General features: G+C 35.3%; 16 protein-coding genes. 11 read left to right on the plus strand and 5 right to left on the minus strand.

The window, feature by feature from the left end; translation table 11 throughout:
- Nucleotides 1–11: 11 nt before the first annotated feature.
- The 4 genes from ABWU65_RS06325 to ABWU65_RS06340 all read left to right on the plus strand — a co-directional run bounded on the left by ABWU65_RS06325 (nucleotide 12) and on the right by ABWU65_RS06340 (nucleotide 5,551).
- A complete protein-coding gene (locus tag ABWU65_RS06325) occupies nucleotides 12–1,523 on the plus strand; it encodes a TrbI/VirB10 family protein (RefSeq protein WP_353280476.1) in 1,512 nt (503 codons plus the stop codon).
- Between the two features lies 1 nt (nucleotide 1,524).
- Complete coding sequence (gene virB11, locus ABWU65_RS06330; protein ID WP_149168821.1) at nucleotides 1,525–2,517, plus strand: P-type DNA transfer ATPase VirB11; 993 nt, start codon at nucleotides 1,525–1,527, stop codon at nucleotides 2,515–2,517.
- A gap of 30 nt (nucleotides 2,518–2,547) precedes the next feature.
- Entirely contained in the window at nucleotides 2,548–4,566 is a 2,019-nt protein-coding gene (locus tag ABWU65_RS06335) for a type IV secretory system conjugative DNA transfer family protein (RefSeq protein ID WP_019236953.1), read from the plus strand.
- A gap of 100 nt (nucleotides 4,567–4,666) precedes the next feature.
- On the plus strand, nucleotides 4,667–5,551 hold the full coding sequence (locus ABWU65_RS06340; protein ID WP_213863946.1) for a P44/Msp2 family outer membrane protein: 885 nt from the start codon (nucleotides 4,667–4,669) through the stop codon (nucleotides 5,549–5,551).
- A 178-nt stretch (nucleotides 5,552–5,729) separates the two neighbouring features.
- Here ABWU65_RS06340 and topA read toward each other — a convergent pair whose 3' ends face one another.
- Nucleotides 5,730–8,180, minus strand: a complete 2,451-nt coding sequence (gene topA / locus ABWU65_RS06345; RefSeq protein ID WP_353280477.1) for a type I DNA topoisomerase — start codon at nucleotides 8,178–8,180, stop codon at nucleotides 5,730–5,732.
- 648 nt (nucleotides 8,181–8,828) lie between these two features.
- Between topA and ABWU65_RS06350 the strand changes: the two genes are divergently transcribed.
- Both ABWU65_RS06350 and radA read left to right on the plus strand, forming a co-directional pair.
- The gene (locus ABWU65_RS06350) at nucleotides 8,829–10,100 is read left to right on the plus strand and encodes an MFS transporter (protein ID WP_052264750.1); all 1,272 of its coding nucleotides are present in this window, start codon (nucleotides 8,829–8,831) and stop codon (nucleotides 10,098–10,100) included.
- 66 nt (nucleotides 10,101–10,166) lie between these two features.
- Nucleotides 10,167–11,510 (plus strand): DNA repair protein RadA, encoded by a 1,344-nt coding sequence (gene radA, locus ABWU65_RS06355; RefSeq protein ID WP_019236958.1) that lies wholly within the window; start codon nucleotides 10,167–10,169, stop codon nucleotides 11,508–11,510.
- A 771-nt stretch (nucleotides 11,511–12,281) separates the two neighbouring features.
- On the opposite strand, the gene ftsY is transcribed toward radA, so the two are convergent.
- Nucleotides 12,282–13,193: a signal recognition particle-docking protein FtsY gene (ftsY, locus tag ABWU65_RS06360; protein WP_127464245.1), complete on the minus strand. Its 912-nt coding sequence runs from the start codon at nucleotides 13,191–13,193 to the stop codon at nucleotides 12,282–12,284.
- Nucleotides 13,194–13,369: 176 nt separating this feature from the next.
- Between ftsY and iscU the strand changes: the two genes are divergently transcribed.
- The 4 genes from iscU to ABWU65_RS06380 are packed head-to-tail and all read left to right on the plus strand — an operon-like array spanning nucleotide 13,370 to nucleotide 16,460.
- Nucleotides 13,370–13,753 carry a Fe-S cluster assembly scaffold IscU gene (gene iscU / locus ABWU65_RS06365; RefSeq protein WP_007302620.1) on the plus strand — a complete coding sequence of 128 codons (384 nt, stop codon included), beginning with the start codon at nucleotides 13,370–13,372 and terminating at the stop codon, nucleotides 13,751–13,753.
- Between the two features lie 5 nt (nucleotides 13,754–13,758).
- Complete coding sequence (locus tag ABWU65_RS06370; RefSeq protein WP_006012614.1) at nucleotides 13,759–14,145, plus strand: HesB/IscA family protein; 387 nt, start codon at nucleotides 13,759–13,761, stop codon at nucleotides 14,143–14,145.
- Entirely contained in the window at nucleotides 14,138–14,596 is a 459-nt protein-coding gene (locus tag ABWU65_RS06375; RefSeq protein ID WP_007302621.1) for an iron-sulfur cluster co-chaperone HscB C-terminal domain-containing protein, read from the plus strand. Before ABWU65_RS06370 ends, ABWU65_RS06375 begins: the two co-directional genes overlap by 8 nt.
- Nucleotides 14,574–16,460, plus strand: a complete 1,887-nt coding sequence (locus ABWU65_RS06380) for an Hsp70 family protein (RefSeq protein WP_007302622.1) — start codon at nucleotides 14,574–14,576, stop codon at nucleotides 16,458–16,460. The genes ABWU65_RS06375 and ABWU65_RS06380 overlap by 23 nt, the downstream gene beginning before the upstream one ends.
- A 3-nt stretch (nucleotides 16,461–16,463) precedes the next feature.
- Here the strand turns inward: ABWU65_RS06380 and lepB are convergent, their stop codons facing one another.
- Nucleotides 16,464–17,249 (minus strand): signal peptidase I, encoded by a 786-nt coding sequence (lepB, locus tag ABWU65_RS06385; RefSeq protein ID WP_007302623.1) that lies wholly within the window; start codon nucleotides 17,247–17,249, stop codon nucleotides 16,464–16,466.
- 199 nt (nucleotides 17,250–17,448) lie between these two features.
- Here lepB and ABWU65_RS06390 point away from each other — a divergent pair, with 199 nt between their 5' ends.
- Complete coding sequence (locus tag ABWU65_RS06390) at nucleotides 17,449–17,805, plus strand: TrbC/VirB2 family protein (protein ID WP_007302624.1); 357 nt, start codon at nucleotides 17,449–17,451, stop codon at nucleotides 17,803–17,805.
- Nucleotides 17,806–17,807: 2 nt separating this feature from the next.
- Here ABWU65_RS06390 and ABWU65_RS06395 read toward each other — a convergent pair whose 3' ends face one another.
- Nucleotides 17,808–18,806 carry a pyruvate dehydrogenase complex E1 component subunit beta gene (locus tag ABWU65_RS06395; RefSeq protein WP_007302625.1) on the minus strand — a complete coding sequence of 333 codons (999 nt, stop codon included), beginning with the start codon at nucleotides 18,804–18,806 and terminating at the stop codon, nucleotides 17,808–17,810.
- Nucleotides 18,807–18,866: 60 nt separating this feature from the next.
- On the minus strand, nucleotides 18,867–20,198 hold the full coding sequence (locus ABWU65_RS06400) for an ankyrin repeat domain-containing protein (protein WP_265025069.1): 1,332 nt from the start codon (nucleotides 20,196–20,198) through the stop codon (nucleotides 18,867–18,869).
- Between the last annotated feature and the right edge of the window lie 221 nt (nucleotides 20,199–20,419).

Below are 20,419 nucleotides of genomic sequence, written 5' to 3' on the forward strand. Positions count from 1 at the left end.
GTACATATAATATGAGTAAAGAAAGGCATAATAGTGTAGAAGATGAATCAGAGATAGAAAGCAAGGTAGTAACAGTTGGCTCTAATCAAGGTTATAAGGCATTGATGATAGTTATGGTAGCGCTCTTAGTTGGTGGAGTGTACTATCTTTATTTTAGTCCTTCTAATAAAGAGGGTCCAGAGATTGTTAAAAAAGAGGGAACAAAGCAAAACATTCAAGAATTGAAAGGAAAGTTAGAACAAGTTCCAGATAATGTAGTAGTTTCCGAGAGGATAGCAACTGATCTCTTGCCACCCTTACCTCCTCTTCCTATCCCACAAGTCATACCAGAAGTAAAACAAATCAAAAAAGAGGAAGTGACAAAAAAAGAAGAGCAACTAAAAGAAATTCCCTTGTCAAATATACCTGTTTTACCAAAGCAAAATTTTCCTTCTGGTAATGTTATTAGCAATTTGCCTACTTCATTTCCTACAATAGGGGGTGGCGGTTATCCTAGAGACAGACGTAGTGCACAAATGTTAGCAATTTCAGGTAGTAGTGGGGAAGGTAAAGCTACAGATGCTGTTTTATCCAATACCTCAGCACAGTCGAGCAAAGCTACCAAAGCTGGAAAGCTTGGTTTAATGATTATTCAAGGTAAAGTTATTGACGCTATTCTTGAAACTGCAATAAGTTCTGACTTACAAGGAATGCTCCGTGCTGTTGTTAGTAGAGACGTTTATGCAGAAACTGGTGATACAATTTTAATACCAAAAGGTTCAAGGTTAATAGGTGGTTATTCATTCGACTCAAATGTTGCAAAAGCCCGCGTGAACATAAATTGGAATAGGATCATTCTTCCTCATGGTATAGATGTTGCTATTGCATCATCTGGTACCGATGAGCTTGGAAGGGCAGGGATAGCTGGAATAGTTGATAATAAAATAGCAAGTGCATTATTCTCTTCAGTGGCACTTGCTGGTGTTTCGATTGGTTCAGCTGTTGTAGGACAAAAAGCCTCTAATCTTATCGATGCGCTAACTGCCATGGATGCAGTGAAGTCTATTACTGCAACTGAAATAGATATTTCTTCTCTCAAAGGGGCTATTGTTGAGGGATTGGAGGATTCTATAAAAACTGAAGTTGGGAAGGTAGGAGACGAAAAATGGAAATTGGGTATTAGGGCTATTGAAAAAATTCGAAATGCTAAAAGTGATCAGGATTTGCTGAGAATAATAAAGGAAGAAATAGTAAGTGTGATAAAAAGTTCTGGAGCTAGTGGAGTTGATACAATTACTAGTGACAATATCGGTATAACTTTAGACGATGTACGTCAACTGTTGAGGCAAACTCAGAAAAGAAGCAAATCTGTTTATGATGAAGCAATTGGGAAGTCAATCAATGATTTTTCCAAAGACATGCGAGATATAGTTGATAGGAGTGTAGATAAAAAGCCAACTATTTATGTTAATCAAGGAACTGCATTGAAAGTATTTGTTAACCAAGATATAGTATTTCCTCCACAGTCAATATTAAATAACTGAAATGAACTATGCTGCACTTGATACATACTTGGAGCCATTACAAGGGATATTTCAAGAGGAAGGTGTAAATGAAATATCAATAAATAAACCGAAGGAAGTATGGATTGAAAATCGCGGTGAAATAAGATGCGAAAAGTTAGAAATATTTGATCTTAATCATTTAAAATCTCTTAGCAGGTTGATTGCTCAAGCTACAGAACAAAAACTGAGCGAAGAGACACCGCTGCTTTCAGCTACATTACCAAATGGTTATCGTATACAGATAGTGTTTCCTCCAGCATGTGAGCCTGATAAAGTAGTCATTTCAATTCGTAAACCTTCTTCTATGCAATTGGCATTGGATGATTATGAAAAAATGGGGGCTTTTTCTAACACTGTTATAGGAGTGACCGATAATCCAGTAGATCGTCACCTAGATTTGCTACTGAAACAAAAAAAAATAAAAGAGTTTTTAGAATATGCTGTAATAAGTAAGAAAAATATCATAATTAGTGGTGGAACTTCCACTGGTAAAACCACTTTTACTAATGCTACTTTGCGTGCTATTCCATCTGAAGAAAGAATTATTACTGTTGAAGATGCAAGAGAGATAGTTTTGAATGATCATCCCAATAAAGTCCATTTAATTGCTTCTAAAGGAGGGCAAGGCAGGGCAAAAGTGACCACTCAAGATTTGATAGAGGCATGTTTACGTTTAAGACCAGATAGAATAATAGTTGGTGAGCTGCGTGGAGCAGAAGCTTTTAGTTTTCTTAGAGCAATAAACACTGGCCACCCAGGGTCAATATCAACTCTTCATGCGGATAGTCCGGCAATGGCTCTTGAGCAAATAAAACTTATGGTTATGCAAGCAAATCTTGGAATTCCCCCAGATCAGATCATACCATACATTAGAAATGTAATTGATATTGTTATTCAGCTAAAAAGAACCAGTGGAGGCAAAAGAAGCATTTCTGAGATATTATTTACTAGATCTTCAAATGAAAATACTTAAATTTATACGTAAGTTAAGAAAAAGTAGTTTATGAGTAATGGAAATCACCTACGCAATATTCTCATAGGAGGTGTAGTATCTTTTAGCATATTTGAATTTTGCTTCTATTTGTCTGGTATATTATTCTACCTGTTTGTTGACGGTCCAGATGGTGTAGATTTTAGAGCAATTAATCCTAGCTTGACACCTTTTCCTCAAGCTCTCTGGCCGACAATTTTTGATCATATACAATATTGTTGGCATCATCCAGAGCTATATAGCTTTGAGCTCAAAATTAAATTAGTTGTATCTTCTCTACTGCCTCAAATTGTTTTGATGATTATTTTGTGGAATGTGAGAGAAAGACTAATTGAGTGGCGGCCATTTAAAAAGAAAGAATCACTTCATGGAGATTCACAGTGGGCATCAGAGAAAGACATACGAAAAGCGGGATTAAGAAGCAAAAAAGGTCTATTGCTTGGTAAAGATAAGAGAGGATATTTTATTGCTGATGGGTTTCAGCATGCATTGCTCTTTGCACCTACAGGCTCTGGTAAAGGTGTTGGTTTTGTAATTCCTAATTTGTTATTTTGGAATGATTCGGTAATTGTGCATGATATAAAATTAGAAAACTATGAAATAACAAGTGGTTGGCGAGAGCGACAAGGACAAAAAGTATATGTATGGAACCCAGCGCAGCCAGATGGGGTAAGCCATTGTTATAATCCACTGGAATGGATTAGTGAAAAACCTGGACAGATGGTTGACGATGTGCAAAAAATAGCTAACCTAATCATGCCTGAACAAGATTTTTGGCAAAACGAAGCAAGAAGCTTATTTGTTGGGGTGGTACTATATTTACTTGCTGCACCAGAGAAAGTTAAATCTTTTGGTGAGGTTGTGCGTACGATGCGTAGCGATGACGTAGTTTACAATCTTGCTGTAGTTTTGGACACAATGGGTAAAATAATACATCCGGTAGCGTATATGAACATTGCAGCTTTTTTGCAAAAGGCTGACAAAGAAAGATCAGGTGTTGTGTCAACTATGAACTCGTCGCTTGAATTGTGGGCAAACCCATTGATCGATACTGCAACTGCATCAAGTGATTTTAATATTTTGGATTTTAAAAAGAAGAAAACTACAGTTTATGTTGGTTTAACTCCTGATAACTTAACTAGGCTCAGGCCTTTAATGCAGGTTTTTTACCAACAGGCAACTGAGTTTTTATGTAGAAAATTGCCATCGGATGACGAGCCTTACGGCGTATTATTTTTAATGGATGAGTTTCCAACACTTGGAAAAATGGAGCAATTTCAAACGGGCATCGCATACTTTCGTGGCTATCGAGTAAGGTTATTTTTAATTGTTCAAGATACTGAACAGCTTAAAGGAATATATGAAGAAGCAGGAATGAACTCCTTTTTATCAAACTCAACCTATAGAATAACTTTTGCAGCCAATAATATTGAAACGGCTAATTTGATATCTCAGCTTATAGGAAACAAAACTGTACAACAAGAATCATTAAACAAACCTAAATTTTTAGACTTGAATCCTGCATCAAGATCATTGCATATCTCTGAAACACAGAGAGCATTGCTCTTACCTCAAGAAATTATTATGCTGCCACGTGATGATCAGATAATTTTGATAGAATCGACTTATCCAATTAAGTCAAAGAAAATTTTGTACTATAGTGATAGCACATTCACAAGAAGGCTGATTAAACCAACACGTGTGCCTACACAAGAGCCATATGATCCAAACAAGGTCTTTTCTGCTGCTAACAAAGATAAGATTAGTAATGAAGAAGAGAGTAATGCTATTGAAGCTGCTGATTATCCTGTTGAAGCTAAAACTGAAGATGCAATATACGATGAGCCAGAGATTGAAGATGGATTTGAAGACGAGGATATTGATGATAAGTTTGAAGGTGGTGATGGGTTTGATGATGAGGAAGACGATGATGGGTTTGATGATGAAGACAGTAAGGATGAATTTGACGATGATGATGAATTTGAAGATGAGGACAAACTAGACGGCAATAAAATCGAGGATAGAGGTTAATTTTACCTATTTTTTAGCTTAGAAAATAATTAGTTTTTTCATATTAAATCATTTTTAATTAATTAGTACTAGATTAGCTATTTTAACTAGAGGAATAGTCATGATGAGTAAAAAAACATTAGCAGTTACAGCACTTGCTTTATTGTTGTCACAACAATCTTTTGCAAGTGAAACAGAAGGATTTTACTTTGGTGGTGGATATTACGGTCAATATTTGAACTTGGGTAAGTTGAAAGCAAAAATTGGAGGCAAAGATGCTAAAGATGATAACCGTGTATCTATAAATGACATAGACGCTCAGAGAACAGAAGGTCAGTTAATAAGTAAGTATAAAGGAGATTATAACCCACCTTTTGCTGCAAATGTAACGTTTGGTTACACAGGAGAACTAGGCAATAATAGCTATAGAGCTGAATTGGAAGGGATGTACTCTTCTGTAAAAGTAGATAATATTGGTTTATCAAGTAATCAAGTAACTGTTTCGTATCTAAAAGACGTTAGTGAGAGTGCTAATAAAAAAACTTATATGTATAAAACTGTAATTAATCATGACCAAGTAGAAAACGCATCTGTAATGGCAAATGTTTATCATTATTGGAAAAGTGATAGTTTATCTTTTTCTCCTTATGTTGGGGTTGGAGTCGGTGCAACAAGAATGACAATGTTTGAAAAATCGTCAATAAGACCTGCAGGTCAATTGAAAGCTGGCTTTGATTATCGTATAAACGAAGATGTAAATATGCACATCGGATATAGAGGTTTTGGTGTTCTTGGTAGTAATGTTGATTTTGAAGCAGAGGTGTTAGGAGAAATGAAAGCAAAGCAACCGGTAAACCCAGATGGAAAAAAGATATTAGAATTGAATAAAAGTCAAAAACCATCGGACCAGAAGTTACACAAAGAAAGTATCAGTATAGGCAATCAAGTGTTTCACACACACGGTATAGAAGCTGGTCTTACTTTTCATTTTGCAAGCAAAGCTTAACTCTGATAGAGACTATTTTCCTGGTAGCACGTCTGCGTCACACGACTGTAGCTGCTAACCAGGTGACAACTTTCTCGTTATCTGAATATTTTCTTTCTTGTAATTCAGGCTCTTTTTTTCTCAGTTCCAGCGTGTAGCGCTGGAACAACAATAAAAAGCATATGGTTATGCAAGAAGTCTACTTTTTATTCTTAATTAACTCTAAAGCCTTCTTCAGATCTATACTTTCAATATCTGCATTCTTGCCCAACGCAACGTTTGTTTTACCGCATTTTATATAGAATCCGTACCTACCGTTGCAGATAAAAACTTCTTTTCCCTTTTCATTAAAACCAAGAGATTTTAGCTCTTTGCGTGGGCTGCTCTCAATAATTTGTATAGCTTCGTTTAATTGTGTGTCTAATACCTCCTTAGAGCTTTTTTTAAGAGAAAAGTATCGACCATCATAGAGAATATAGTACCCAAATCGTCCAAGACCTATTTTTACTTCTTTTCCAGTTTCAGGGTGCTCTCCGATTATTTTCGGCAGGGAAAGTAATCGAGTGGCGGTATTTAGATCAATATCATTAACATTTATATCTTTTGGTACAGAAATCTTTTTTTTCTTTTCTGACTCACTATTAAACTCCAGATAAAGTCCAAAAGGACCTTTTTTGATCATTACCTCTTGGCCTGTCATATCATCTATACCCAAACTTTTTGGATATTCTGAATTGTCATTACTGCCCGTAATTTCTTTTGTATGATTGCATGCAGGATAGTTAGAACATCCAAGAAACACACCGGCTTTTCCAAAATTTAATTTCAATATACCACCAGAGCAATTAGGACATTTTTTACCTATTTCTTCCTTTCCTTCCTCTGAGCAAAACCAATTGACTACCAAATCATGAATACCACTAAAAATCTCATCATGTGTCATTTGCTTAACAGAATTTACATGATTAAAAAATGGCACCCAAAAATAGCCTAGTTCTTTTTTCCAATCTGCATGTCCATTTGAGATTGAATCAAGCCTTTCTTCCATTTGTGCTGTAAAGTCATACTCTACACAACGCTGAAAAAAAGTTTCCAAAAATATAGTCACGATCTTACCGCGGCTGCTTGGAATAAATCTTTTGTTATCCAATGAAACATATTCACGATCTTGTAATACCGAAATAATTGTTGCATAAGTTGATGGGCGACCTATACCGACTTCTTCCATTTTTTTTACTATACTCGCTTCACTATAACGAGGTGGCGGTTGAGTAAAATGCTGTTTCGGATCAACAGAAATCAACTTGCACGCTTCCTCTTCCTTCATGGCAGGTAGCAGGCCTTCATTTTCGGCTTCTATGTTATCTTGATAAACTTTATAAAAACCATCAAAGAATATACTTGATCCACTTGCTCGCAGAATCACTTTCTGGTCAATAGAACTAATTTCAACTACCACTTGATCAAGAATCGCCGATTCCATTTGACTTGCGATGGTTCTTTTCCAGATTAAATCGTATAATTTAAATTGCTCTGGCGTTAAGTAATCCTTAATACTACCCGGTGTTCTATTAATATCAGTTGGCCGGATTGCTTCATGTGCTTCTTGAGCATTTTTGACCTTTTTTACATATTTACGAGGAGACTGCGGTAAATATTTATCACCATATAATGACTTAATTGATCCCCTGATTGAGTTTATAGCCTCATCTGCAATATGAAACCCATCTGTACGCATGTAAGTTATCAACCCTACGGTTTCACCACCAATATTGATACCTTCATATAAATTTTGCGCTACTTGCATAACATTTTTCACATTAAAATACAGTTTATTCACTGCATCTTGCTGAAGACTTGAGGTGATAAATGGAGGAAGCGGGTTTCTCTTAACTTGCTTGCGTTCTACTGTGCTTACAGCATACTGCCTTGACTCGATCTCCCTGACTAAGTTCTTTGCCTCTTCTTCATTCTTAATATCAAATTTTTCTAGCTTTTTATTGTCATAGTGGCTTAGCATAGCAAAAAAAGCCTCATCTTTGCTATTTTGCATTTCTGCCTTTATGCTCCAATACTCCTGTGTTATAAATTTACTAATTTCATCTTCTCGTTCGCATATAAGCTTTAATGCAACAGACTGCACTCGCCCTGCAGATTTGCTTCCCGACAATTTTGTCCACAGCAGCGGTGACAAGCTAAATCCAACTAGATAATCCAAAGCTCTGCGTGCTTGCTGTGCACGCACTAAGTCCATATTAATTTCACGTGGATTTTTTATAGCTTCTTGCACTGCTCTTTTTGTTATTTCGTTAAAGACTACTCTATGAATGTTACTTTCATCATTGATTGCTTTTCTTTCCTTTAGTGCCTCTATCACATTCCAAGCTATTGCTTCCCCTTCTCTGTCTGGATCTGTTGCAAGGTATATATCTGATGTTTTACTAGCTTCCTTGACTAACTCTTTTACATACTTTTCTGCTTTTTCAATAATCTCATACTTCATGGCAAAGTCATTATCAGGATCAACAGAACCATTCTTCGCTGGCAGATCTCTGACGTGGCCAAAAGATGCAGCCACTTTGAATTCTTTACTCAAATATTTACCTATCGTCTTTGCCTTTGCTGGCGACTCAACTATTAATAATGCCATAATTATTAGTACTTAAAGGTAATATGTTGAAATATATAGAATAAAAAGTAAAAAAATATTTTAATGGTCTTTCCAATTTTTCTAAGTAATTGTTTGATGTTCGCAAAAAAACTAATGAAAGAACCTGCTTTATAAATTTTTTCAACTCCCTTACCATAAGGATAACGCTATACTATTTATCTTCGTCTGTGCAGATTAAACGACAAAAGCATAACGCAGTTGTCGTCTTATTTTTAATTTTTTGCACTATGTGCATCTTATTTCTTTACAAAACTTCCAGTTTTTTAACCATATAAGCTGAAACGGGCTGTTTAAGACAGGCCAATTTTCAGGATTAGAGCTAGCTAATAGGGGGTTTCTTTTGTCTTTTTTCTACTTGGTAAATTTCTTGATATTTGTAGCTAAAGTAATTTAAGAGAGGTGTCATCCCAGTGTCGGAGCACTGGGATGACAAGAAAAGGAGTACTGGAATGACACATTCCACCATGTCATTCCAGCGGATGACCAGATTTTTTTATTTGATCCCAGACTGGCTGGTTATGCAAGTTCCAATTTTAATAATATTTACATATAAGCCATACGCTTGAGTTGCAAAGTTCTAAAAAGCAGCCAAAATAAAAATAAGTAGACATTTACAAATTAAACTAAGTGTACAATCAACAAACAAGAGTATTGATTGCAACAATACTCTGTAGAATCGCAATATGGTATGACCATATGCTCTTTATTGATCTGGTTAATATAATTAGTAGAGAATTTTGTTATGCAAAAGATATCTACTACAGCATATTGCAATTGTTTGGAATTGCAGGACTGGGTGCAATGGTAAGACCACTTGGTGCATCTGTATTTGGTCACATTGGTGATAGGTATGGAAGGAGAATGGCGTTAACGATTGCTATCTTGCTAATATCGATTCCTTCTAGTCTCGTTGCGTTTATTCCAAGTTATAGTAAAATAGGAATAACCTCTACTATGTTGCTTCTTACAATCCATCTGATACAAGGGGTTGCACTTGGCGCTGAGCAAGGAGGTAGCTCTGTTTATCTCATAGAGCATTTACCTAATAAGAAAAAACTAGGAATGTTTTTTGGAATAATAAGTTTTGGTCGCTCTATTGGCATATTGCTCTCTGTGGTTGCAGTGATCATCTGTAAAAAAACCACTGATTTTAACGCTTGGGGTTGGAGGCTGCCGTTTATTTTTTCAGCCATTTTAGGATTAATAAGCGCATATAGTATATATACACTAGGAGAAACTCCAGTGTATGAAAAAAATCGAGAACAAAGAAATTTACCTAATTTACCAATAATAGAGCTTACAAAACGCTATAAAAGAGCCCTGATACTTGCCATTTTAATATCTGTACCTGTTAATGTTGCTGTTGGATTTACCATATTTCTTAGAACAATTGCAAAAGAAATAGTGTCTGTTGAAACTTATGTAACAACGTATGTCAACGAAGTTGTACTCATTATAACCAGTATATTAATGCCGATATCTTCAATAATGCTTGGAATTTTAGCTGATAAAACAGGAAGAGAACGCACTGCAATCTTATTTATAGTGATAACAATGGTATTATGTTGTCCTATGTTATCTATTGCATATTACTATAAAAGCTATCTTATAATCATGTTGAGTGTTATGGCTCTTTCTATAATCGAGAGGGGTATTAATCCTATAGGGATAGTTACTGCTGAGCTTTTTCCTACTAATGTTAGATTTAGTGGTGTGAGTTTATCACGTAACATTTCTTATGCCCTGCATGGTGGATTTACTCCTATGATATGCACTGGGTTTACTATAATGTTTCCTAAAATAGACTTTGCTGCTGGGCTTTATGTAATTTTTTGCTTATTAGTCAGCTTAGTAGCAATATTGCAAATAAAACCACAAGATAAAAAGTGTGATTGGTAATTTTCTCTATTTAAATTTATTTCACTTATTTAGCTAATTTTTATTAGAATTATAATTTTGGCTTTTATGAAAACTGCATACGTATGTCAATTCTGCGGTCATAGCACTGGAAGGTGGGTAGGAAGGTGTATTGCATGTGACAGTTGGGATACGGTTGTCGAAGAAATAGTACTAAAAACAGAAACGAGAAGTACATCTGCACCAATTTCAATAAAAGCGTTATCAGATAGTGAAATTATTACCCCCGATCGTTTTTTAACAGGAATAGAAGAGTTAGATAGAGTTTTTGGTGGAGGTATCGTTCAAGGTGCTAGCATTTTAATTGGTGGTGAACCTGGAATTGGCAAATCTACTCTTTTGCTTAGGATTGCAGCTAATGTTGTACAACTTTCCTCTTTTGAATGTCTTTATGTATCTGGCGAGGAATCTTTAGAGCAAGTGAGCCTCAGAGCAAAGCGTCTTAAGATAAATGAACCTAAAATTAAGCTTTTATCTACAGTATCTTTAACTGATGTAGTAGCAACAATAAGGAAAAATAAAAGTATTAAGTTCTTGATAATTGATTCTATACAAACTATGTATGATAGCAAAGTCACATCAGCACCAGGAACTGTAACTCAAGTCCGTACCTGTGCTCATGAATTGACTGTTCTTGCAAAGCAATATAGTGTTTCTCTCTTAATAGTTGGCCATATAACGAAAGATGGACAAATAGCAGGACCTAAAACCCTGGAGCATATGGTAGATACAGTACTATATTTTGAGGGTGAAAATAGTAATCAATATCGCATTTTACGCACTATTAAAAATAGATTTGGCCCTGCAAATGAAATTGGTGTTTTTGAGATGTCTGAAGCAGGACTCATGCCTGTTGATAATCCATCATCATTATTCTTGACCGTACATGATAGAGAAGTAGTTGGCAGCGCCGTATTTGCAGGAGTTGAAGGCTCAAGACCAATCTTAATGGAAGTGCAAGCATTAATAGCAAGGACTAATATGGCAACTCCAAGAAGAGCAGTAGTTGGTTGGGATATTAATAGATTAGCTATGATAATCGCGGTTCTAAGTGCTCGTTGTAAAATGTTTTTGCATGATAAAGAAGTATACCTAAACATTGCGGGAGGACTCAAAATACAGGAACCATCAGCTGATCTTGCTGTTGCTGCTTCCCTTATTTCAAGTTTAGTAAATTTACCGCTACTAACTTCTTCAATAATCTGCGGTGAAGTTGCACTTTCAGGAGAAATTAGAAATGTTTCGCATGCTGATCTCAGACTAAGGGAAGCACAAAAGTTAGGATTTAAAAAAGCGATTATGCCTAAAAATGGCAATTATTCTTCTCATGATATTGAGATAATTAAGCTTGGTCATATAAAAGAGTTAAAAGAGGTCTTCAATCACAATTAAATATTATCTGCATGAACATTTTGCTTGTGGGAAGGGTGTCATCCCAGCTTCCATAATGTCATCTGAGTAGGTGACACTGGCTTCTTTTTTTACTGTTTTTACTGTAATTAAAAATTCATTGGATCTTGATTATATATTTCCTCTGCTATAAGCAATAATTTTTCGCTCTCATCAAAGAGACTTTTTGCGCTAGCTGCTAATTTCTCACTAATTTGTGGTAGACATTGTCATAATATACTCCTTAAATTTTTAAAATATATTTATGTTGGTATACAAGTATCAATATTACATTAATATAATTGCTTTTTAGGCATGAGTGACAAGCTGAAGTGGTTTTTAATTACTCAAAAAACAGAAACGTTTCTATTTCCTACACTTTCTAAAACCATAGGTACCAGTTGGTTTTTAGCTAAAGTAAAGGTCAAGTATCTGGAATTCTGGACATAAAATCCTCCTGTGTAAAAAAGAGTTAGAAAAAAAATGCAGTGCACATACGACAGATATACACTGAAGAATACATTTTTTAATAAGTTTGATTAAAAAGTCTGCAGACTAAAGATAGATTTTGAGCTCTTAAAATATCTCTATTTGTAATTATAATGAGATTGAAAATATGCGGAAGTAATTTTTATACGTTAACGGCTCACCCAACCCACTTGCAATCTGGATCCCAGACTGGGATGGCAAGAAAAGGTTACTCGGATAGGAAGTACTGGAATGACACCATCTAAAAATTGAAGCTTGGTCATATGAAAAAGTTAAAGGAAATCTTCAATCACATTTAAACAGCGCTTCAGCAAACTCTTTGCCAGTAAATTCCCTCAGGTCTTCTATACTTTCACCAATTCCTATAGCGTGTAATTTTACCTTATAAGCTTCTGCAAGCCCAATCACTACTCCACCTTTGGCAGTACCATCTAGCTTTGTTACAATTAACCCGGTAACACCAACCATTTTACTAAAGGCCTCTAATTGGCTATAAGCATTTTGGCCAGTAGTTCCATCAAGAACTAAAATAACATCATGAGGAGCAGTATCATCCAATTTCTTTATCGTTCTATGTATTTTTGACAGCTCTTGCATGAGATTTACATTGTTTTGTAGCCTTCCTGCTGTATCAATTAAAACAACATCAACGCTATCTTTTATCGCTTGACTTACAGCTCTATATGCCACACTTGCAGAATCGCTACCGTGCTCTCCAGTAACAATAGAGCAATCAGAACGTTCTGCCCAAATATTTAGTTGCTCACTCGCAGCAGCTCTGAATGTGTCGCACGCAACAAGCATAACGGATTTCCCTTTTTCCTTATATTTATAGGCAAGTTTACCTATAGTTGTAGTTTTTCCATTACCATTCACTCCGCACACCATTATTATGTGTGGTTTTTTATTCAAAATGAGCGGCTGCACTACAGGGTTTAATATCGACTCTATTTCGCTCATTAACTGCTGTGTGATAACGCTATGCTCAACTTCTGATTCAAATTTGATACTTGCGAGCTTATCAATAAGCAATCTAGAAGTTTTATGACCTATATCCATGCTAATCAGCAGCTCTTCCAGATCATCTAAAAGCGACTGATCTAATTTTTTTTTGCCAGAAAAAATATTTTTTACTCCATCACTAAAACGGGAGGAGGTTTTTAATAGTCCTTGATAAAGATTACTGAATAAACTCAAGAAATACTCCTTTCAAAATTACCATATAAAGAATGACATGCACTATATGTATTTGTAAAGTAAATACACTCGTAACCTATATATTTTGTGAGTAAAATGTACTGCTTGCTAGTGTATTTTACTTTAGTTTTTAACCTAAATATGTTATAATGTAAGTAATGGTTTACGGGTAATCTATGAGTTATAATGAGAAAATTTTAGATCATTACGAAAATCCAAGGAATGTTGGTTCTCTGGATAAAAATGATCCAAATGTTGGTACTGGTTTAGTTGGTGCACCATCATGCGGAGATGTAATGAAACTGCAAATAAAGGTCAACGATAAAGGTGTTATTGAAGACGCAAAATTTAAAACTTTTGGTTGTGGTTCTGCTATAGCTTCAAGTTCTTTGCTTACAGAAATGATCAAAGGAAAAACTATTGAGAATGTAACAAAGATAAAGAATACTCAAATAGTGGAAGAATTGTCTTTGCCGCCAGTAAAGATACACTGTTCAGTACTTGCTGAGGATGCTATAAAAGCTGCTATTCATGATTATCAAAATAAACAAAAACATTGAGGAATATGAGTGAATTTCAAGGAGTAAATTCTGTTAAAAAACCTATCACTCTAACTGCAAATGCAGTAGAGAGGGTAAGGTTTTTATTGGACAAAAAGAAGCATGCTAACCTTGAAGAAGCAATAGGAATAAGAGTTCTAATTAAGCAAAAAGGATGCTCTGGTTTAAAATATGATATTGAGTATGCATATGATGTTCGTCCTTTGGAGTCGGTAATTGAAGAAAGCTGCAGTGATGATCAAAAAGTCAAGGTGCTGATCGATCCAAAATCTATCATGTTTATCCTTGGCTCTGAAATGGATTATGTAGAGGAAAAATTCTCATCAGGTTTTATTTTCAAAAATCCTAATGAGAAAGGAAAATGTGGTTGTGGAGAGAGTTTTCATGTCTAGCAACCATTTCACATTATTTGGAATTGAACCGGCTTTTAACATCAGCTTTGATGAGCTGGAGAAAAAATATATTGAGCTAAGCAAAACTGATATAAATGAAAGAGAGTCCAAAAGTATGGAAAATATCAACAAAGCTTATCAGGTACTGAAGTCACCGCTAAAGCGTGCCGAACATTTGTTGGATCTTTTTGACGTAAAAAGCAAAAAAGAGCATCTTGATCCTGAAATATTAAATGAATCAATGGAAATAAGAGAATACTTTCTAGACTGCGATGATTTACAATTTGCAAGTAGGATGATTGATGAAAAGGTAAAAGATTGTACTAAAAACCTAATTAATGCTTTTGCTACAAAAAATTTTGATGAAGCTGCTACGCAAGTTTTTAGATTGAGATATTTATATAAGTCATTTGAGGAGATAAAGGAAAATGCGGCCAGTTCAAATTTCTGAACCAAGTTTAAATGAGGTAGTTTTTGGTATAGATCTTGGAACTACTAACTCTTTAATTGCCATGGTAAATAAAGCTGGCAATGTAGAAATATTTAAAGATGAGCAAGGTCGTGAACTATTACCTTCTGTCATTTCATATGAAAAGGATGTACTAAAAGTAGGCTACGATGTTGGCGAAAACGCTATCTGCTCTATAAAACGCTTAATGGGTAAAAGTGTTAAAGACTTGCATAAAGAAGGTATCAATTGTGAAATAGATAACGAAAGTGAAAAAGTTATTAGGGTAAAATGCTCAGAAGAAAAGTATCTCACTCCTATTGAGATCTCTGCTGAGATACTAAAAACTCTATGCAAGAGGGTAAAAAAATTCACAGGGATGAAAGTTAACAAAGCAGTGATTACTGTACCAGCTTATTTTGATGATTCAGCACGTAACGCAACCAAATATGCAGCAAAATTAGCTGGCATAGATGTTCTTCGCCTCATTAATGAACCAACCGCTGCAGCACTTTCTTACTCCATTGAAAAGAACAATAACAGTGGCATATATGCAGTTTATGACCTCGGTGGTGGAACATTTGACATTTCAATATTAAAATTACATCAAGGAGTGTTTCAAGTTCTTGCAGTTGGTGGTGATACTAAACTTGGTGGTGATGATTTTGATCATCTACTTAGTTTAATCGTGCTTGAAAAGTATAGAGAACAGGTAGGTTTAAATAAAAAATGCTCTAGTGTCATCCCAGTCTGGGATCCAGAAAGTTTGATTGCAAGTGAACACACCAGAAAGTTATATAATAAGAACTGGATTCCAGTGTCAAGCACTGCACCATCTGATACAACTACCTACAAATTACAACATTCATACACTAAAACTGGTATCTGCAATATACGTGCTATAAAAGAGTACCTAAGTGAAGATACCTCTGGCACTTTTGAATTCAGCATCAATGGTGAATTATTTAAGTGCAAAATTACCAAAGAAGAATTCGAGCAAGCAATCAGTCCTTTGGTTAATAAGACTATAAATATAGTTACTCGTACTATAAGCAACATAGATCTTAAAATCGATGATATAAAAGGGGTAATTTTAGTTGGTGGCGCAACTAGAGTGCCATTAGTGCAAAATTCACTAATCAAACTCTTTGGCAATAAAGTGCTGAATGATGTGGATCCGGACAAAGCAGTTGCCAATGGGGCAGCTTTGCAGGCTCATTATTTAACTTCAAACTCAAAAGATAGGAATATTCTCCTTGATGTGCTGCCTTTATCACTTGGCATAGAAACTATGGGGGGAATAGTTGAAAAAATTATACCAAGAAATACACCACTACCAGTTTCAGAAATAAAAGAGTTTACAACTTACGCTAACGGGCAAACAGCAATGAAAATTCACGTTTGTCAAGGAGAACGTGAAATGATAAAAGATAATAAATCTCTAGCACGATTTGAACTCAAAGGTATACCACAATTGCCTGCAGGTTCTGCAAAAGTTGAAATAGGATTTACAGTTAGCATTGATGGAATATTGACTGTCACTGCAAGAGAAAAAACTACTGGAGTCGAACAGACAGTTAAAATAAATTCAAGCTCTGGCTTAAATGAAGAAGATATTCAAGATATGGTCAATCAGTCAGTAAGTAACTTTGATGAAGACATGAAGGCTCGTTCCCTTGCAGAGGCTAAAATTAACGGTAACAAGCTCATACATCTAGTTGAAAATGTTTCTACTGAGCAAAAGTTAAAAATTTTACTACAGAACGCAAAAGACGCTTTACAGGAAAATGACTTAGACAACATTAATAATGCTATCTCTGAGTTAGAAAACTCTGCTTTAGAATTATGCGAATCAGCAGACAGATAGAGTTCATACAACTTTGTGAAGTACCCTGTCAAATCTCAGAGCAATAGGTAACCTAAAATCAAACGGCAACCAATCAACTTTGCCTAATTTAAACGATAAACCAACCATGCTTACGCGTCCAACTATATTTTCAGTTGGTATTAACCCAATTTCAGAAAACCTGCTATCAAAAGAATTATTTCTATTGTCTCCCATAACAAAAAATTGATCATCAGGCACATAATAAACTGGAGTATTGTATGATAACTTATTAGAAAGATTATCTATTAGAATTTCATGCTCCTTGCCGCTCGGGAGTGTTTCGATGTATCTTGCTATATTACGCTTTGACTCATAATCAAAAAAATTTTCAATTTGTCTTCGTTTTACTTTCTGATCATTTAAATATAACTCCCCCTCTATCATTTGCACTTTATCGCCCGGTATTCCTATTACCCGCTTAACAAATCTAATGCTGTCATTTCTTGTAGGCTTGAAAACTATTATATCACCACGCTCCGGAGGGGTATAAAAGATTCTACCGCTAAAGATGTTTGGAGAAAATGGAAAAGAGTGTTTACTATAACCATATGAATATTTACTAGTAAAAATATAATCTCCCTCAAGTAGAGTGCTTTTCATTGAACCAGAAGGAATATGAAATGGCTCAAATAAAAAACTACGTATTGATAGCGCAATTAGTAGCAAAAAAAACAGTGAAGATAAAAACTTTCTCGTTCTTGCTATCCGGTTCTCTCTCAATTCTTTCAATTTTATTTTCTTTATAAATTTAAGCTTATCATAACACATAAAAGTGGTAATGTGAAATTTTACTCATGGGTGTTATTGCTCTTTTTCGAAAGTCGAAATAAGCTCTCAAGTAATTGACAGTGATTGATAACCAATAGACATCATTTGCTATGCAATATTGTATAAATCACAATGCTAGTTTTACTAAAAATTATACTATTTTAGATATAATTATAGTATTTAAACTTAAGGTATAGGGATGAACCCTACAATTAGAAAGGTTTTTTGTATTCTACTTATAGTATTATTTATTTCTTTTTCTCATGTTGGAAGTGCTGCTAACTCTAATGACGATACAACTGCTCAAGTAATATGTAATATTATTGGCTACGTTTGGGGAATAGGTGGACCGCTTATGACCGTAGTGATAATAGGAGCAGCTTTACTTGCAATATTTGGTAGAATGCCGTGGCCTGCTCTTTTCGCCCTCGGTGTATTTTGCGCTGTGTTTTTTGGCGCTAAAACTATTGTCATAAAAGTAATGGGTGGTATAAACTCTACAAATGCCTCTTTTATGGAAGAATGTGGAACGGGAGATAAAAAAAAGAGTCAATAGGACTATTTCTTTCTAAAGCAGACTTGGTGCACAGCTTCAACTATATCTTCCACTTGTGGTAATGCTTTCTTTTCTAGGTTTGCAGCATAAGGTAAGGGGACATCCTTGCCGGTTACCCGTACAACCGGAGCGTCAAGGTAGTCAAATCCTTGTTCCATAATCATGGCTGAGAGTTCTGCTCCTATTCCTGCAAATGGCCAACCTTCTTCTATGCTTACTAATCTATTGGTCTTCTTAATAGAGTTAATAACTGTTTCAGTGTCAAGTGGTCTTAAGGTTCTGAGGTCGATAACTTCAGCTTCTATTCCTTCACTAGAGAGTAAATCTGCCGCATTTAACGCATCCATTAGTTTCAATGAAAAAGCAGTGATAGTTACATCCTTTCCTTCCCGTATAACAGCAGCTTTGCCTATCTCAAGTAGATAATCTTTATTTGATAGCTCAGAGTCAGGAACTTCATGCTCATGTCCATAAGCGATCTCGTTTTCTAGAAATATTACCGGATTAGGGTCACGAATTGCAGCTTTAAGCAGACCTCTGCAATCGGAGGCAAAGTAAGGTGCTATTACTTTCAACCCTGGAACATGCGAATACCAAGATGCAAAGCACTGAGAATGTTGTGCGGCAACTCTTGCTGCAGCTCCATTTGGTCCACGAAATACTATAGGGCATCCAAGTTGTCCACCCGACATATAATTTGTTTTTGCTGCGGAATTCACAATTTGGTCGATAGCCTGCATAGAAAAATTAAAAGTCATAAACTCGACTATTGGCCTCAGTCCAGCAAATGCTGCTCCAACAGCAAGACCAGCAAATCCATGTTCAGTAATGGGTGTATCAACTACCCTATTTTCTCCAAACTCTTTCAGTAATCCTTTCGTTACTTTATAAGCACCATCATACTCTGCAACTTCTTCACCCATGATAAATATATCAGGGTCATTTTGCATTTCTTCTCTGATCGCTGTGCATAAAGCTTCTCTTACACTTAAGATTGCCATTTGTAAACCTGTAGATTTCAACTGAAATAACTATATCAAAATTACCAGGAAGCGCACAAGTTAAGTTTTACAAGCATCATGTTGCACTGAGCATTGAATACTTACTTCTTTTAATTCAGTAGGTTGCGGTGATAGTGCGTATGTAACTCCACCGACTATCAATGAAGACATCACAGAAGTTGCAATCATCAATAGAATTGGTAATTGGAAGGCTATACTAAAGGCAACACCTACTGTCAACATGATTGTAAAGTTTACAGAAGCAATTTTTAAGAAAGACAGTTGTCTTTTTTCTGTTTTTTCTAGTAATACTTTATTTGCTTTGGTTTTGCTTAATTCACTATTAAGTGTTGTATTCTCGTTTTCCAGATCTTTTATTTTTTGCTTTAGTGATTGATTCTCTTTACTGAGCTTATCAACTATTTCTAACCGAGTCTCATGTCCAGCTAAGTCACTCTTTAACTTTTCTAGTTCTTTCTCAACATGTTTTAATTCTTTACCTGGCTTTTCTAACTTCCGAATTTGTCTATCTTGCAGCTGAATTTGAGGTTGCAGACTTTCTAAAATTTGGTCATCAACTTCATTAGCTGTCCCGTCGTGATTTATTTCGGAGCAGAAAGAAGTATCAAATGTAGCCTCAGACTCTAGACCGCTGTCGTCACTACTAACGCTTTCACCAATAGGAGTCTGTTTACCACTACATGTAACACTTCCTCTTTGCGGTGACTCAAATTTTTCTACCATATTCTTAACACCAGCATGTAAGTATTGCTCACTTACTATACTGTCACTACTTTCGCACGTAACAGGAGCCTGTTCACCACTACGTATGGTATTGTATTGTTTCACAGAATTTATAACATCTGCTGATATATCAGTTTTTTTCTTATGCTTTGCATAAAAATTTTCTTCTGCTTCCTCTAACATTTGTAATATTGCTTCCTTATTTTCTGTATTGCCTACCACCTCTCTTGGAGTCTTATTTTTGCTTTTTAATGAAGGATTCACTCGATCATCACTTAGTAGTTGTTTTACCATGCTTTCATGTCCACAAGAAGTAGCAATATGCAAAGCAGTTGGCCCATCATTTTTAGAACCATCTTTTACTCGAGCGTTAACACTTGCTTTCTTTTTTAGTAAAAGTTCCACTATTAACATATTGTTGCATGCTGTAGCAAGATGTAACAACGTCCAATCTTCTGCAGCTTCTTCTGAAATTTTTATACTAAATTGATGTTCTTTACTAAAATTTTTACTAAACTTGTTGTACTCTCCTGCATCTTTTCCTTTTAACTCATTCTTTATTTTTTCAAGTAAATTATCTTCATCCAAATCGCTACTTTCACTTACCTCATTTATTATTTCAAAAAACTTCTCCTTCTCTATTACCATAACCTTTCCCTCTAAATTTATTTTTATCGCTGCATAATCTCACAAAAAAGTTAAATTTATCAAAATTCTATATTTTATATAAAATAAAATTTCCTGTTTCCAAAAATTGGTAAGCATGTTTTTGATGAGATTGTAGAAAACATACTTTTATGACACCATTTGTTGTACGAACTAACTTGGCGAAAACAGATGTTTATATAGTTGTATGGCAAAATGTTTTG

The sequence above is a fragment of the Wolbachia endosymbiont (group B) of Silvanus unidentatus genome (assembly GCF_964028615.1).
GTDB lineage: Bacteria > Pseudomonadota > Alphaproteobacteria > Rickettsiales > Anaplasmataceae > Wolbachia.